This window comes from Dysgonomonas sp. BGC7, from assembly GCF_001261735.1.
In the GTDB taxonomy this organism is placed as follows: Bacteria; Bacteroidota; Bacteroidia; order Bacteroidales; family Dysgonomonadaceae; genus Dysgonomonas.
The window spans coordinates 273,940-289,646 of sequence record NZ_CVRP01000009.1; the positions used below are offsets into that span (position 1 = coordinate 273,940).

Consider the following 15,707-nt stretch of genomic DNA (forward strand, 5'->3'; position numbering starts at 1 on the left):
CCTAATATTTTCTTTCAAAGTACAGCTAAAATCTTATTTTTGTTTTATGTATGTTATATTGGTCTAACAAAAGCTTTCATTAATATAAAACCAGCCTTGGTAACTTTATTGGTGTATGTTTTTCCATAAGGAGTCGTTGCTGTCACTGTTATTTCATTCCAATTAGTATTAGCTGGAGTGTAGTAAAATATATGATCAGTCATTATCGGCTCTCCGGAAGGGTGTCTCAATGGAAGTTTTTCTCCATATAAATTATCATAAGCAAGAGGATCATATTTTCTTGTTGAAGAAGGATTGATCCACGGAGTCGAAATTCCATCTTCGGTCACACTGACTGTCCAGTTTGTATGCCAGTTAAAAATATTGACAGCAACTATATTCTTTTCAGTTGGAGCGCAATTCCAAGTATTTTGAGGATATAGTTTTATTTGGTAGTCAGGGTCATTTGATGTTCCCTTATAATACCAATCAGAAATTTTGTTTCCTTCTATTTTGTATATTGCATATCCATTTGGACTACCATCTCCACAAATATCTCCCGACCAGAATTCTCCCATTGCTGCTCCAAGTGTATTTTCCTCAATAGTTGACGAAATAGTTGCTGTAAAGTTATGGTGAGCGTGTCCTGAAATTATGCGTACATTATACCCTTCAAGTATGCTGTATAGATCTTGGTTGTTTTCTAATTGGGTATTTGTAGCTCTTCGTTTTGTTGGAATGTGTATTCCTAAAATTATTAGCTTGTCTTTACTTACATATTTCAGATCTTCTTTTAGCCAAATTAGTTGTTCAGGAGTTATGTATGACCGATAATTAACTCTGTCTGTATAATATATATCGTCAAGAACAACATAATGACAGTCTCCAATATTATACGAATAGTAAGTTGGTCCGAAAGCGGCCTCAAACTCGGCAGATGCTAAATAATCGTTGTCTATAACTGCTTGATTATGATCGTGGTTTCCTATCACCTGAAACAGAGGGAAATCTAACCTGTCATTTAAATGCTTGGTATAAAGGTCATAAAAATCTAGCCTGTCCCACACAACATCACCTACTACAATGCCATATACCGAAGTGTTTTTTGCAATATTATCTATATGGGCTTGTATATCTACAAGTGTTTCGAAGCGGAATCGTTCCATTTCATAAAAGTCACTCGGCTGTGGGTCTGCAATGGCAACAAGTATGTGCTCAGTTTCTTTTGTTTTTGTTTTTAATTTAAAATTTGCCAGATTAACCTTTTGTTCATGGTCTATCTTTTGATAGATAACGGGTAGGCTTCCTGCTGTTGGAATTTCATATTCTGAGGGAATTGATGCAAAAACAAATTTTGCCAGATTATTCTTTTTCATTTGATAGATACCATCATCCCCTGTTGTCATTACGGTATACCCATCACTGACCACAACACCTGAAATAGGTCCTGAATCGTCATATATTATACCTACAAGATCCATGCCTGGTTTGACTTCAAAATCTATATTCGGACCTTCCGGATCAGGGGTTACAGGAATATTGTCATCATTGCTGCATGACAAGAGACATGCTGTAATAATAAAAAATAAATATCTGAATAGTATATTAGTCTTTTTCATATGTATGCTTTTTGTTACCATGTTTTTTGATATACATAAATATTGTCGATGCTCAGACGTCCATCTGCTGCTGCTCCGGGTTTGTAGATCCGAAAACGGACGGGCCCATCAATATCTAACATTAATGTTTCGGTATAGAAGCCGTTGTTTGATGTAATAGTTTCTCCTAACTTATTCCATGTGGCTCCGCTATCTATAGAATATTCCAACCAGAATTGAACTGCTGCATCGGTATAATATATTCCATGCGTGTAACTTATTTTTGTAGCCCCATGAGGGAGGTTGAACTTCATTTCTACAACACCATATTTTCCTACACCCAGAGTCCTTTGCATTCTGATTCCCTGTTTACCCGTGATTCTGTCTCTTCCCGCAGTATTTGCAAGTACAGGATCGACAAGTATACTTTGGAATAAATACCAACTTCCGGTTTTGAATGTTCCTGTATTTGTTCCCGAATTATAAGATGTTAAAGCACTAGGTACGCCTCCTGCTTCGATTGATGGTATTTCAAAGTCTTCAGGCCAATTCGTATAGAGCGGGCCACTTTCGTTTTGCATGTCATCTTCTGTTCTCATACTTACAAGTCCTTTTCCATCTTTTAATTTAGCTATTCCGATAACATCAGAAGCAGGCATTACATTCTTGTCAGCAAATGTTGCCGAAGATAGAGTGTGCAGGTATAAATTACCCGTAATACTACCTTCTGCGTCATATACGGGCATTGGCTTATCTCCCTCTAATCCTTCGCCAAATGGAGGAAGAGGGTATATTTCACATAATATTTGAACTAGTCTACAATTATATTTATCTATGTTGTTATACAGTTCATTTAGAGATACTGGGCTTGGGATAACTTTACAGTCTGACTTAATTTTTACAATATTGCTTTTTGATGCTTCCAGTATTAGGTCTCCATTTTCTTTTTTTAGTTTAGTATTTGTAAGATCTATTACTAAAGAATCTCCCATTTTATATGTGTTTTCCATTGCTGATGGAAGTGAAATCTGTAATCCTATAGATCGACTCATATTACCCATTGAAAAACCATCAGTCGCTTGTAATATTAAATGATTGTCCTCTATATTCTTTCCTTCGGGATTTGAAATAACTACACCTGTTGTTTTATAGGGTCCTTGAAAAACGGAACTACTTAGTGTAATGTCTGTCCCTTTGTATACTTCTCTTACTTCATCTATCGTAATGAGATCGGAGATTGGAGTTGCTCCCCCTAATTTATTATCATCAGAGCAAGAAATGCCGAGAGCTACAATGGCTATTAAAAATATATATTTATAAAATCGTATCATATTTTCTGAATTTTAGATGTTTCTATTCTATTCCTTACCAAACACCTTTGTATACTTGAATGTTATCTATACTTAATCGTCCATCCGGAGTTTGTTCAAGTCCTTTTTTTATTCTGAATCTAACAGACCCTTTTACATTGTCCAGCATTGCCATTGCCACTCTCATTTCCTTTTGCGGATTATAAATCGGCTGATGTGCTTCTTGCCATGTCTTTCCTTTATCTGTTGAGTACTCGAGAACAAATGAACTTTTAGCGTCATTGTAATAAGAACCATATGTATATGTTACTTTTGAAGCGCCTTCTAGTAAATCAAATTGCATTTCTAAATATGCGTGTTTTACTGTGTTGCCCAATTGATCTATCGCAGTCCAAAGGTTTTGCTGCATTCTTATACCTTGTGCTCCTGATACTCTGTCACGTCCTGATGTTGCGGAAATTTCAGGGTCGACCAATATTGAAAAGTATAATTTCCATTTACCCGTTTTGAAATATCCCATATTATCAGAGTTGTCATAGCTTGTCATAGATTTTGGTATGAGTCCTCCATCATCCGCTAAACCAAGGTCTTTAATTGATGGATATTCGAAATCTTCGGGCCAACCTTTATACAGAGGGCCTGCTGCGTATTTCATATCATCATTGTATTGCATTCTCAAACACCTTTTATTCCCATCTTTGAACGCGATTCCTGTAAATTGGGCACTAGCTTGTATCGGATTATTTGCAAATGTTGCTTTAGGATCAGTTTGCAGATATATTAGACTATCCTTTCCTACGTAAAAGCTCTTTTCTCCAGATAGAATATCCCCATCTTCTGGTAATGGAGAAAATTCACAATCTAGCTGAATGAGCATATTTGCATAACGTTCATAAAAAGTATAGAGTTGAGTTGTTGTGATTGTTTTAGGCTCAATCTTTATTCCTGTCTTTTGCCTCCTTACTTTATCTAACGTGAGACCAGTTACATGTAAGTCTCCATTAATATTACGGAGTTTAGTTCCTCGCAGATCTATTACCAGAGAGTCGCCAGGATTAAAAATATTGTCTTCAGCATTATTAAACTCGAACAATAAGCCTATGCCACGTATTGTTGTTGTCGCAGTACTGATAGGGTCTGTAGACTGTATAATCAGGTAGTTTTTAGGTATATTACCATCAGTATTATCTGAAATAACAACACCTGTTGTCATATATGTATCATTTAATGTCTTTGGTCCCAGATCTATATCTGAATCAATATATGCCTCTCGAACTTCGTATATCAGACAAACGGGATTTAACGTAGCTAGGTGGGTTCCTTCGCTTATCTTTTCTTCAATACAAGAAGAAAAGCCAAGAGGAAGAACGAAAGCCAGCAACGAAAAAAGTAATATTTTAGATATTGTATTCATAAATTTTAGATTTTTATTCGTTATACATCCTTTGGCTATTTCTGCCACCATAGTTTGGTCCTAATATCGTCGCCACCCATACTCTTTACCGCTGCATTGTAATTCTCTCTGTTCAGGTTCTGAACATATACAGGGTATTTTAAGCGAGTAGGCATTGATCCTAATACCCCTGGGCCAATAGGCATTTCGGGTTGTCCGGTTCGGCGATAGTCACACCACTGCTGAAAATCTGTAAAGAATAAAGAATAATATTTCTGTAATAATATTTTTTCTAATTTGAATTTATCTCCTTCAAGTGCATCCCATTTAATACTTGGTTGCTCCATATAGTTGTTAAATTTCTCTATTTTGAATGGATCTTTAATCTCAGCAGAAAGAGTATCTACCCATAGATAAATATCTGCTGCAATACCTTTTCTATATGTAGTCTCTGGATCTATATTTGTCCATTTCCGGACTCCAGCTTCTGCAATTATGAAATTGAGCTCTGAATAATTCATTATATTACCTAATCTAGGTTCTTCTCGTAGTGCTAATTGCAGCTTCGATGCTATGTCCGGTGTATTACCGGATGCGTAGCCGCTTTCCATTCCGTAATATTGACCTAAAGAAGCTTCTGTAGCCCAAATAGGGAGTCTTGGGTCTTTCCAGTTGTTGAGATTGTCGATAAAGAAATTCGCTAGCCCTGCACTACCATTCCATGCATTATTTGTATTTGTTGCAAAAGGAGATTTAAGTGGATCTTCTCCTGTGAAGTATAAAATCGCAGATTCTTCATTCTTTTCAAAAACAGGATATGATTTAGGATTGGTGTCGAGAATATTCTTCACTCTGGCTTTTATATCTAAATCAGGATCATCCTCCAAATTTGATAGACGCATTAAAAGACGGAGATATAGAGAATTACCGAACTTACGCCATAAAGTGGTATTTCCAGCATATAGCAGGTCCAGTCTTTTGAAGATCTCAGTAGTAGTTGCTGTACTTAATAAAGTATTTGCCTCTTCAAGCTTGTCGAACATCCTCAGATAAATATCTTTCTGTTTATCGTATTTGGGCTGAAACAACTCCTCTCTGCCTCGAGAAGCTTCTGTGTCAGGAACATCTCCGTATGTGTCTGTCAATAGGGACGTTACCCAGCAGTCAAGTATCAAAGAAATCCCTTTCGAACCATCTTCGCCAAGTACTTCTCCCTTGGTATACATATCTCTGAAATTGTTCAGTTGAGTATACCATGCATTCCATGGGCCATCAGAGTATGTTGCACGAACGTCATATCTATGGATATCGTTTGTGTTTCCTAAAGTTACAGTGACTTGCATCAACTCATTGTTTAGCGCTTTGTTGCGACCAAGATTGTAACTTAATGTGCTGTATATGGCTGGTGATATTAATGATGCGGGCAGAGCGTCTGATGCACCATTAGGGTCAGTATTTATTTCTATGAAGTTATCGGTACAACCTGATAACATAACAATAATTGATAATATTGCTATTTTTATATTATATTTTTTCATAATCTTCTTTATTTGAGATTCTTTAGAATGATAGTTTAATATTCGATCCTATAACCCTTGTGGAAGGGAATTGGGCATTCTCAAATCCAGCAACTATATCCGAACCCGATATATCTCCAAATTCGGGATCGTATGCAGGCCATTTAGTTATTGTAAATAAGTTTCGTCCGTAGACTCCGACTTCTAAACTTTCTATTTTAAACTTTTTAAGGAATGCCTTCGGTATCTTGTAGTCTAATCTCACTTCTCGTAGTTTTATATAATCTGTTCTAAAGGTGTTTGCCTCTACGTTTGATCTGTCATAATGTTTTTGATAATAGGTAGGGATATTGGTTGCTAATGTTGTATTCCATTTATATGTTCCATCTGAATTTTTTACAACTCCTTCTCCTACGATACCATTATAACGTCCAGGAAGGGTTTTTGTACTTGTTCCCATTTCCATCATTGTAGCATGGGTTAAGGAATATCCCATCCCTCCAAACTGTCCGTCGAGTAAGAAACTAAAACTAAAGTTCTTATATCTAATATTCATACCAAAGCTTCCTTTCCATTTTGGATTTGTATCTCCGACATATATCGTAGAGTCTGTCATAGTTGGGTAACCTTGTGCGTCATATATAATTTGTCCGCTGATATCTGTTGTTGATCCATCTGGGTTTTCTATTGTAGAACCTTTAGGAGCTCTATTGTATCCTAGTCCGTAAATAGCTCCAAGTGATCCTCCTGGATATGCTACTAAGCTCCCTCTTGCCGAATTATATATGTTATAAACAGTAAGGTTGTCTGTTAATCTTACTAGTTTGTTTCTATTTATAGAATATGTCATAAAGGAAGAAAGAAATAATTCATCTTTTTTACCATCTATAATTACTCCTTCTACTTGGGCTTCAATACCTTTATTCTGTACTTCTCCTGCATTTAAGATGATTGCAGAATATCCGGTAGAACGATCTAGGTTTGCACGAATAATCTGGTCTGATGTATTGTTTTTATATGCAGACAGGTCTAGTTTCAATCTGTTGTTGAATAGTCTTGCATCAATTCCTACTTCATAACTTATTGTTTTAAGAGGTTTTAAGTCATAGTTTGGCAATACAGTTGGGTTCGATAAGCCGGCATTGAATCCTGCGCTACTTTCCGATACATATGTGTATGAAGTCCGGTATGGAGTAGTTCCTCCACTACCTACTTTTGACCACGATCCTCTGACTTTTAAGAAGGAAACCTGTTCTGGGAACTTCATAGCCTCTGTTAATACTCCACTTAGATTGAATGAAGGATAAAATACCGAGCAGTTGTTTGTGGATGGAGGTACAGGTCTGGCCAAAGTACTAAACCAGTCATTACGACCTGTTATATCCAAGTATATAAAACTGTAGTTAAGAGCAAGCATTCCATAGATACTGTTTACCGAATATCGGGAAAGATAAGGGTCTGAGATTGGGATATTCTGACCATTTGCTAATGTATATACATCAGGAAAAAGAAGGTCGTTAACTCGTAAGTCATCTTTATTATATCTGTTATCCATCCTTTGTCCGCCAAGAGAAGCGTTTAGGCCAAATCTATCCCATGTCTTTTTATACTGAGCTAAAAACTCAATAGTTGTTTCTTGAGATGTTATATTTTGCCGGCGATACATTCCATTTCTGTTTCCCTGTGTATCATATGGACGTTTTTGTTCCCTTTTTTCTGTTGACAGGTCTGTGGTAGCTCTTACTAATACAGAAAGATCCTTAATGATATCGTAGGTTACAGCGATATTCCCTGAAACTTGGTTTCTATACGAAGAATTTGTCATTTCGTATAAAATAGCGTAAGGATTATCTATCAAGCTACTGAATGGACGAGATATTTCCTGGTTTTCGCGTCCTAGCTTCCAGTAATCTTTATACCAGTTTATATCAGCATTAGGCACAATCCCTCGTATAAAATACATTATACTGGAGTTACCATAGCCCATACTAGGTAAATTGTCGCTGCTTTTATTTACATAGTTTATTTTAGAATCAACTTTTAGCTTATCAGTTAGCTTATAATTTACAGATAAGGCTAATGTATTTCTTGAATAACCCGTATTTTCCATAATCCAATTGTTCGTTCTATTGGTGTAAGAAAAACGGATCCCTGCTTTATCATTACCTCCTTGAAAAGCAACACTGTTAGTGTATGTTACTCCTGTTCTAAAAAAGTCTTTTCTATTGTTTGGGTATGCAACCCAAGGAGTTCTGGCTTTTCCCTGAGTTTGTGTAACAGGGTCGTACTGAAAGTAAGATGTATTTTCATTGAACCGAGGGCCCCATGCCGAACTGGTACTCCTTGTACTGGCACCATCTACAGATCTGTCATACGAATACCAATTGTGTGTTCCATCACCTTGTCCATATTCATATTGATAGTCGGGCCAATTATTTATTGTTTCAAAATCGATATTAGAATTAATTGTTATTCCAATTCCTGGTACTTTCCGTCCTTGCTTTGTTGTTATTATTATAGCTCCATTTGCTCCGCGTGCACCATAAAGAGCAGCTGCTCCGGGCCCTTTTAGGATACTAATATCTTCGATATCATCCGGGTTTATATCGGATAAGCTGGATCCGAAATCGACAGACGTATCTCCTGATGTATTATATGTAGATCCGGAACCTGTTCTTCGTCCACTAGATTCACTAATAATCACACCATCTACTATAATTAGAGCAGAGCTGTTCCCATCCAGAGAGTTTTCTCCACGCAGAACGATTTTAGAAGAGCCTACAGGGCCTCCTGAATTTACAAGGTTGACACCGGCTACTCTGCCTGAAAGTGCGTCACTCCAGTTATTAGGCATCGCTTTTGTTACGTCATCAGAGCTTAATTTAGAAACAGCATAACCTAGTGCCTTTTCATCACGTTTAATACCAAGAGCTGTAACTACGACTTCTGTTAACTCTGTTCTAGGGATGAGTGCGATATTTATCGTTTTCTTTTGCCCACTTGTAAGAGTAAACTGCTCTGTATACTTTTTGAATCCAACATAAGTGGCGCTAATAGTATAATTTCCCGGAGCTAATGATGGAAAAGTATATTTACCATCGGTATCACTTAATGCAACATGTTTAGTACCCTCAATGACTACTGTTGCGCTAATTAATGGTTCTGATGTTTCCGGGTCGGTTATTATCCCGGATACTGATCCGTTTTGCTGGGCATAAACTGAAGTTATACTCCCCATAATAATGAAGAGTAATAGGGCCAGTTTTATCCCTCTTCTGGATTGATTCCAGCTGAAAATAAAAACATTCATAGTATTCCGTTTAGATTAAATGAATTAAATTCTTGTTTTAAGTGCATCGCTTTTCTTTTTTTAATGAAGCACAAAATAAGAAGAGTTTTATTGTATGGTAATTTAGATTTAATTAAGGATTGGTTAAATAATGTGTTTCTTATCTTTGAAGTCTTGCTTTTTCTTTATTCCATGTAGTTGCAGTAAACAGAATAGATAAAACACAAGCTCCAACTAGAATGATGAACATATAGTCCCACGATAAATGTTCTACTACAAATCCCAGGCCTATATTCGCAAATAAGGATGTCCCGAGAAAGTAACCGAAGAACCCTGTTAGTCCGGCAGCTGTACCGGCAGCTTTTTTAGGAACAAGGTCTAGGGCCTGTACTCCTATTAGCATAACAGGACCATAGATAAGAAATCCAATTGCAATAAGTGCTATATTGTCAACTATGATATTTCCTGCTGGATTTTTCCAGTATACTATTACAGCAATCATAGTTAATAACATATAGATAATAATAGCAGGAGCGCGTCTTCCTTTAAATATCTTATCTGAAATCCATCCGCACAGAAGAGTGCCCGGTATACCTGCATATTCATAAGCAAAATAGGCCCACCCTGATTCTTTGACAGAGAATCCTTTAGCATCTTCCAGATATGCCGGAGCCCAATCTAATACACCATATCGTACCAGATATATGAACGCATTAGCAAAGGCAATAAGCCAAAGCAGTTTGTTGTTTAATACATATTTAAGAAATATTTCTTTGGTAGTTAATTCTTCTTCCTGACTTTTTGTGTAATCGGCCGGATAATCATCTTTATAAGCTTCTATGTTTGGTAAACCACACGATTGAGGAGTGTCTCTGATCAGTAAATAGGCTATGAATGCAACTATAATAGCTACAAAGGCAGGGAAATATAGTTTGCTATGCCAGTCTCCGAAAATAGCAACCCCTAAAATAGCCAGAGGACCTATTATACCTCCTCCAACATTATGGGCTACATTCCAAATAGACATTTTAGTTCCTCTTTCTTTGATTGAAAACCAATGTACCATGACTCGTCCGCAAGGAGCCCATCCCATACCCTGAAACCATCCGTTTATAAAAAACAGAACGAACATAACTACTACGGATGAGGTGAGGACAGGTATTAGTCCTAAAAAAGCAAGAGTAAGGGCTGACAGAAGAAGTCCTAAAGGAAGAAATATTCTTGCATTACTCCTGTCGGAAACACTTCCCATAATAAACTTACTGATACCATAGGCAATTGAAACCGCCGAAAGGACGATGCCTAAAGCGGCTTTAGAAAAGCCTTCTTCTATGAGGTCGGGCATTATTAGTGAGAAGTTTTTTCTTACTAAATAATATCCGGCATAACCAATAAATATACCCAGAAAGACTTGTAAGCGTAATTTTTTATACTCTTTGTCTATTTTCTCGTCGGGTAATAAATCTTTGTGTGCTGGTGGTTTTAAAAAATTGAACATGATATTAATCGTAAATTGGTATTGTATTTAAGCTTATTAGTACATATGATAAAAAAAGTCCATAAATATCTTATCGAAATTAAATCGAAAGCCATTCACAAAGAAACGAATTTTTTCGAAATAAAATAATAATAGATGTTATTTTTAATAAATGATTTCTTTTTTATATTATAATTCCTTGAATAAGTTTGGGTAGTCTGAGATAATTCCGTCTACATTCATATCTTTTAAGCGCTTTATTTCGCTAATTGTGTTTACTGTCCACGGCAAAATTTTTACATTTAGAGAGTGGCAATACTGAATCATTTCATCGGTAACCATTGTGTATTCTGGGCTGTAAGTATGAGGAATGAAGCCTAGTGTCTCAAATTGTTGTTTTACACTTTCATTATCTTTCTTGCTTACAAGTAAAGAAGTCTTGATATCCGGATATTTATTGTGTATAATCTGTAGGGCTCTCATGTCGAAAGATTGTACAACTGTTCTGTTTCGGATACCATTGTCTGTAATTGCTTTTATGGCGAGGATTACAAATTCTTCCACAGGCGGATGGTTGATATTATCCCCTTTTTGAGATGATTTTATCTCTATGTTGTAAAGCATTGATTTCCCTTTTCTATGGGCGTGCTCTTCGGAGGCTTTTATTAGGTCTGAAAGTAATGGTTTAGATGCAGCAATACTTTTCTTTTGAGGGAAATCCGGATTGTTTTTTATACCGACATCATATTTTCGTATGCTGTCATATGTCATGGTGTATAAGAGCCGTTTCTTTGCTTCTGAGGTTGTTAAGAATTTGCCTTCCGGAGTAGTTGTTATTTTATCGTTGAAGTATGGGTCATGCGATACGATTACTTTTTTATCTTTAGATATTTGAAGGTCTAACTCTAGTGTCACTACGTCTCTGTCTATAGCGTCTATCATGGCAGGTATTGTGTTTTCAGGCATAAGGCCTCTTCCTCCTCTGTGAGCTTCTGTGTCGAAGACTGGTTGGGGTTTGGTGTTGTTTGTTATATTTTCCCTTGTTTTGCATCCTAAAAGAAATGCAGAACAGGCTGTAACTAAAAGTATCTTCTTCATCTTGTTTGTTTTGATATTTAATCTGATATGATTCAAAATATTTTTTCTGTATAACTGCTTGTAAAAATAATAAAATTTCAAATCAAAATATAAATATTTCGAATTAAATAAATTGTGTTTCAAATATGTTAAGAATACTCTTTGGTATGGTTGCTTATTTTGCTTTTCGGTTAAATGTTTGTTATTTTGTATGAAAATGTCTAATGTTATGAATTTGAAGCTGTCCGTATTGAATATCCTTTTTGTACTCCCTGTTTTACTTTGGGCTCAAGCATCTCAAGAAGCATGGATTAGAGATAATTATGTAAAAAGCGAATATATGATTCCGATGAGAGATGGAGTTCGTTTATACACAGCTGTGTATGCTCCTGTGGATAGAGGGGAGAATCATCCGTTTCTTCTAACCCGCACTCCTTATTCATGTAAGCCCTATGGGGAATCTTTTAAAGAGGCTTTGTGGGATAGCTACTTATATGGGTATATGAAGGAGAAGTATATCTATGTTGTACAAGATGTAAGGGGTAAATGGAAAAGTGAGGGCGAATTCGGGAATGTCCGCCCTTTTATTGTTCAAAAACAAAATAATAGAGATATAGATGAGGCTAGTGATGCATACGATACTGTCGAATGGCTTGTGAAAAATATATCTAATAATAACGGTCGTGTTGGTGTTTTCGGTGTATCTTATCCGGGATTCTACTCTACAATGGCAGCAGCTTCTATGCACCCAGCAATAACGGCTGTGAGTCCGCAGGCTCCAGTTTATGATTGGTTTATGGGGGATGATTTTCATCATAACGGTGCATTTATGATGATGGATGCTTTCCGTTTTTTCGACGGTTTTGGCCATAGGCGACCTTATCCGACAGAGCGAGGTCCTCGTAAGCAGATCTCTTATAAGACAGATAGCTATTCTTTCTTCTTGAAAACAGGAACACTCAAAAATCTTTCCAGATATTTTGGGGATAGTATTCCCTTTTGGAACGATATGATGAATCATCCTGATTATGATGAATGGTGGCAGAACAGGAGTGCTGAAAAGGCGTGTATTGGACTGAAAGTGCCCATGCTGATAGTGGGTGGTCTATTTGATGCAGAAGACGGTTATGGAACATGGCATACCTATAGAACTATTAAAGAAGAGTCGAAAGATGCACATTGTCGGTTGGTTATTGGTCCTTGGTCGCATGGAGCATGGACAGGAGTGGATGTGTCGTCTTTCGGAGATATTTGCTTTGGATCTAATACGGCAGAGTATTATCAGCACAATATCGAGATACCTTTTTTTAATTATTATCTCAAAGATAAGGGAAGTCTTGATGGAGTAAAAGATGTTATTGTGTTTTTCTCAGGCGAAAATAAGTGGAAAGAATTTAATTGTTGGCCACCGGCAGATATGAAAACAACAGATGTTTATTTGTCTTCGGGGGGGAGACTTTCTTTCGAACGGCCTAATGAGAGAAACTCTTTCTCGGAATATGTCTCCGATCCGTCTGTACCAGTGCCTTTTCTGAATGAAATAGGGCGTAACCGCCCCAAAGAATATATGGTCGCAGATCAGCGTTTTGCTTCTCAAAGACCGGATGTTATTGTTTTCGAAACTGATGTTCTGTCGAAAGACCTTGTGCTTGCTGGGCCTCTTATGGTTGATCTGAAAGCATCTATATCCACGACTGATGCAGATTTTATAGTGAAGATTATAGATGTATTCCCCGATGATTTCAGATATAATAATAATACATGCAACCACTTGGGTAAGAAAACCGTGATGGGTGGATACCAAATGATGGTAAGAGGAGATGTTATGAGAGGACGCTATCGTAACAGCTTCTCAACTCCTGAAGCCTTTATCCCCTTTGTCCCTTCAAATGTAAAGTTTGAACTGACAGATATTGCTCATACTTTTCGGAAAGGACACAAGCTTATGATTCAGATACAAAGTACGTGGTTTCCTCTTGTGGACAGAAATCCACAGCAACTTGTAAATATATATAATTGTTCTGAAGATGATTTTGTCAAGTCTGTTGTAAGGGTATATCATCAGGCAGATCTGGCTTCTAAAATAACGCTGCCTGTTTTAAACTGAGCCGATGGGCTCTCTGTGAAAGCCTTAAACGTTGAGGTGTGAATATTCTGTTACTGCCTTTCAATAAGGTAGTAAAAAAATCTGTACTTTTTGGTAACTATATTTTCTTAACGATCTGAGTTATATCTACCAAGCTAAAAGCCTCTCTCAATATTCTTAATACTTCAGAATAAGTAGGAGTAAGTTCTTTCATTGCTTCTTGTTGTATATCAAATCTATATTCTCTTATGTTGGAATTCTGAGAATTGTCTAAGCTATAAGTCTTTGTCATAACATGTTTTTTATAAAGTTAATTATAGTGTTTTCTAAAATAAACAAAACAGGACGAAAAGTAAAACAGAAACATTAAACTCTATTGTCTGCTTGCTTTTTCTGCTCTCATAGTAAATATACTAATTTTAAAGTCTTTTAGCAAATATTCTTGCTTGTAAATATTGTTTTTTGTTTCGATTTGTTTCTTTTTTTTGCTGATATTGTTTTAATATTATGATATACAGCATTTTGTCGTATTTCGTATATGTAATATATATCTAATAATTCTTGTTTGGATTATGATGTCCGATTGTAATTCGAATATTTATGTTTTGAACAGTAATTCATGTGCGAAAGTATATTCGAAATACCTGTATGATTTTACAATCATTCGATAGCTTGAGCAATGATAGATAAAGGATGCTCACATTTTTTTGTTGTAGACATTTCTATCTGCCATTTGCAGGTTTCGCAATCGGTGACAACATAGTCATAGTCATCAGCTTCTATTTGCTTGAATAAAGAGGCTCCTATATCCTGAGATGTTTTATAATTCTCTTTTTTAAACCCGTAAGTTCCTGCAATACCGCAACATTGCGAATCGAGAATAGTTAATTCTATATTCGGTATCAGCTTGAGCAATTCGATCGAATAATAAGACCAGCCAAGTTTCTCCATATGACATGGAGTGTGGTAGGCAACTTTTATTTTTTTGTTCTTTAGTTTTGGCTTTACATCCGAAGTACTGAACAGGCGATACAGATAGCGTGTTGCCAGTTCTACATTGTCTCTTATGTCCGCATTGTTTATATTTAGCAGGTGTGGATATTCGTCACGAATAGTGAAAGTACAGGTCGAAGAGGTGGCTACTACCGGTATTTTATTGTCTATAACCGATTCTCTTATCGAAGCGATGTTTGTCTCTGCTTGCTTTTTGGCTTGTTTTATCAATCCGTTGGATATAAGGGCTACACCACAGCATTTTTCTTTGCGCAGCAATTGTACGCCTATGTTGAGCGAGTTAAATACTTTTACAAGATCTTTTCCTAGCTGAGGATTATTGTAATTTACATAACACCCATGAAAGTAGCTGACTTGTTTTTCGTATTTTTTTTGAGTTTCTGCTTGCTTTTTATACCACCTTTCGAATGTGCCCGAAGAATATTTAGGGAAACTTCTGTGATGGTCTATGTCCAATGTTATGTCCAATGCCATTTTTACTGGTTTCAATCCCAATGCTAGATTTACGATTGGAGCAAAAGGGGTGGACAGGGTACCTACAAGGTCTGTATTGGCTAATATAAAGTCTCTTACTTTAGGTCTTTCCTTGCTGTACTTTATACGAGCCGATTGTATAATATCTCCAATTTTTACATTGGAAGGACATGCAACCTCGCATCTCTTACAGTTGATACAATATTTTAATGCCTCATCGTAGAAGTTCTCTTTTTTCAATCTGAGTCTTTCTCCATCGGGGCCGGCTTGTTTCGGGCCCGGATAATCCGGGTTGACAGCGGCTACAGGGCAATAAACTGTACAAATTGTACATTTTATGCATTGCTCGAAATTATTTTCGCTTATATTATGTTGTTGTAAATTCATATTTTCAGCTAATTTATTATGCTAATCAAAGGTTGATTTATATAAAATAAGATTTTAACTAAAACCTGACAAACTTGTACGCTTTTCTTCTTCTTTTGTAATTGTC

Annotated in this window: 10 protein-coding genes; 1 reads left to right on the forward strand and 9 read right to left on the reverse strand. The window is 36.5% G+C overall.

Going from position 1 to position 15,707, the window contains the following annotated elements; all coding sequences use genetic code 11:
- Positions 1 to 53: 53 nt before the first annotated feature.
- The 7 genes from BGC7_RS09655 to BGC7_RS09685 all read right to left on the reverse strand — a co-directional run bounded on the left by BGC7_RS09655 (position 54) and on the right by BGC7_RS09685 (position 11,661).
- Complete coding sequence (locus BGC7_RS09655; protein WP_185112968.1) at positions 54 to 1,598, reverse strand: calcineurin-like phosphoesterase C-terminal domain-containing protein; 1,545 nt, start codon at positions 1,596 to 1,598, stop codon at positions 54 to 56.
- Positions 1,599 to 1,612: 14 nt separating this feature from the next.
- The gene (locus BGC7_RS09660; RefSeq protein WP_050701370.1) at positions 1,613 to 2,908 is read right to left on the reverse strand and encodes a DUF5689 domain-containing protein; all 1,296 of its coding nucleotides are present in this window, start codon (positions 2,906 to 2,908) and stop codon (positions 1,613 to 1,615) included.
- Positions 2,909 to 2,942: 34 nt separating this feature from the next.
- Positions 2,943 to 4,301 carry a DUF5689 domain-containing protein gene (locus BGC7_RS09665; RefSeq protein ID WP_157258691.1) on the reverse strand — a complete coding sequence of 453 codons (1,359 nt, stop codon included), beginning with the start codon at positions 4,299 to 4,301 and terminating at the stop codon, positions 2,943 to 2,945.
- A gap of 35 nt (positions 4,302 to 4,336) precedes the next feature.
- Positions 4,337 to 5,818, reverse strand: a complete 1,482-nt coding sequence (locus tag BGC7_RS09670; RefSeq protein WP_050701372.1) for a SusD/RagB family nutrient-binding outer membrane lipoprotein — start codon at positions 5,816 to 5,818, stop codon at positions 4,337 to 4,339.
- A gap of 22 nt (positions 5,819 to 5,840) precedes the next feature.
- Positions 5,841 to 9,107, reverse strand: a complete 3,267-nt coding sequence (locus tag BGC7_RS09675) for a SusC/RagA family TonB-linked outer membrane protein (protein WP_050701373.1) — start codon at positions 9,105 to 9,107, stop codon at positions 5,841 to 5,843.
- A 139-nt stretch (positions 9,108 to 9,246) separates the two neighbouring features.
- Positions 9,247 to 10,584, reverse strand: coding sequence for a glycerol-3-phosphate transporter (gene glpT / locus BGC7_RS09680; RefSeq protein WP_050701374.1), 1,338 nt, complete (start codon positions 10,582 to 10,584; stop codon positions 9,247 to 9,249).
- Between the two features lie 168 nt (positions 10,585 to 10,752).
- Positions 10,753 to 11,661 carry a glycerophosphodiester phosphodiesterase family protein gene (locus tag BGC7_RS09685; protein ID WP_082206626.1) on the reverse strand — a complete coding sequence of 303 codons (909 nt, stop codon included), beginning with the start codon at positions 11,659 to 11,661 and terminating at the stop codon, positions 10,753 to 10,755.
- Between the two features lie 208 nt (positions 11,662 to 11,869).
- Here BGC7_RS09685 and BGC7_RS09690 point away from each other — a divergent pair, with 208 nt between their 5' ends.
- A complete protein-coding gene (locus BGC7_RS09690; protein ID WP_082206627.1) occupies positions 11,870 to 13,747 on the forward strand; it encodes a CocE/NonD family hydrolase in 1,878 nt (625 codons plus the stop codon).
- A 97-nt stretch (positions 13,748 to 13,844) separates the two neighbouring features.
- On the opposite strand, the gene BGC7_RS17870 is transcribed toward BGC7_RS09690, so the two are convergent.
- Complete coding sequence (locus BGC7_RS17870; RefSeq protein ID WP_157258692.1) at positions 13,845 to 14,018, reverse strand: hypothetical protein; 174 nt, start codon at positions 14,016 to 14,018, stop codon at positions 13,845 to 13,847.
- Between the two features lie 368 nt (positions 14,019 to 14,386).
- Positions 14,387 to 15,601, reverse strand: coding sequence for an anaerobic glycerol-3-phosphate dehydrogenase subunit GlpC (gene glpC, locus BGC7_RS09695; protein ID WP_050701375.1), 1,215 nt, complete (start codon positions 15,599 to 15,601; stop codon positions 14,387 to 14,389).
- Positions 15,602 to 15,707: the final 106 nt, after the last annotated feature.

What these genes read in the sequence shown, in the direction of transcription:
- BGC7_RS09655 (WP_185112968.1), bottom strand. Translation starts at nt 1,598, where the DNA reads ATGAAAAAGACTAATATACTATTCAGATATTTATTTTTTATTATTACA.
- BGC7_RS09660 (WP_050701370.1), bottom strand. Translation starts at nt 2,908, where the DNA reads ATGATACGATTTTATAAATATATATTTTTAATAGCCATTGTAGCTCTC.
- BGC7_RS09665 (WP_157258691.1), bottom strand. Translation starts at nt 4,301, where the DNA reads ATGAATACAATATCTAAAATATTACTTTTTTCGTTGCTGGCTTTCGTT.
- BGC7_RS09670 (WP_050701372.1), bottom strand. Translation starts at nt 5,818, where the DNA reads ATGAAAAAATATAATATAAAAATAGCAATATTATCAATTATTGTTATG.
- BGC7_RS09675 (WP_050701373.1), bottom strand. Translation starts at nt 9,107, where the DNA reads ATGAATGTTTTTATTTTCAGCTGGAATCAATCCAGAAGAGGGATAAAA.
- glpT (WP_050701374.1), bottom strand. Translation starts at nt 10,584, where the DNA reads ATGTTCAATTTTTTAAAACCACCAGCACACAAAGATTTATTACCCGAC.
- BGC7_RS09685 (WP_082206626.1), bottom strand. Translation starts at nt 11,661, where the DNA reads ATGAAGAAGATACTTTTAGTTACAGCCTGTTCTGCATTTCTTTTAGGA.
- BGC7_RS09690 (WP_082206627.1), top strand. Translation starts at nt 11,870, where the DNA reads ATGAATTTGAAGCTGTCCGTATTGAATATCCTTTTTGTACTCCCTGTT.
- BGC7_RS17870 (WP_157258692.1), bottom strand. Translation starts at nt 14,018, where the DNA reads ATGACAAAGACTTATAGCTTAGACAATTCTCAGAATTCCAACATAAGA.
- glpC (WP_050701375.1), bottom strand. Translation starts at nt 15,601, where the DNA reads ATGAATTTACAACAACATAATATAAGCGAAAATAATTTCGAGCAATGC.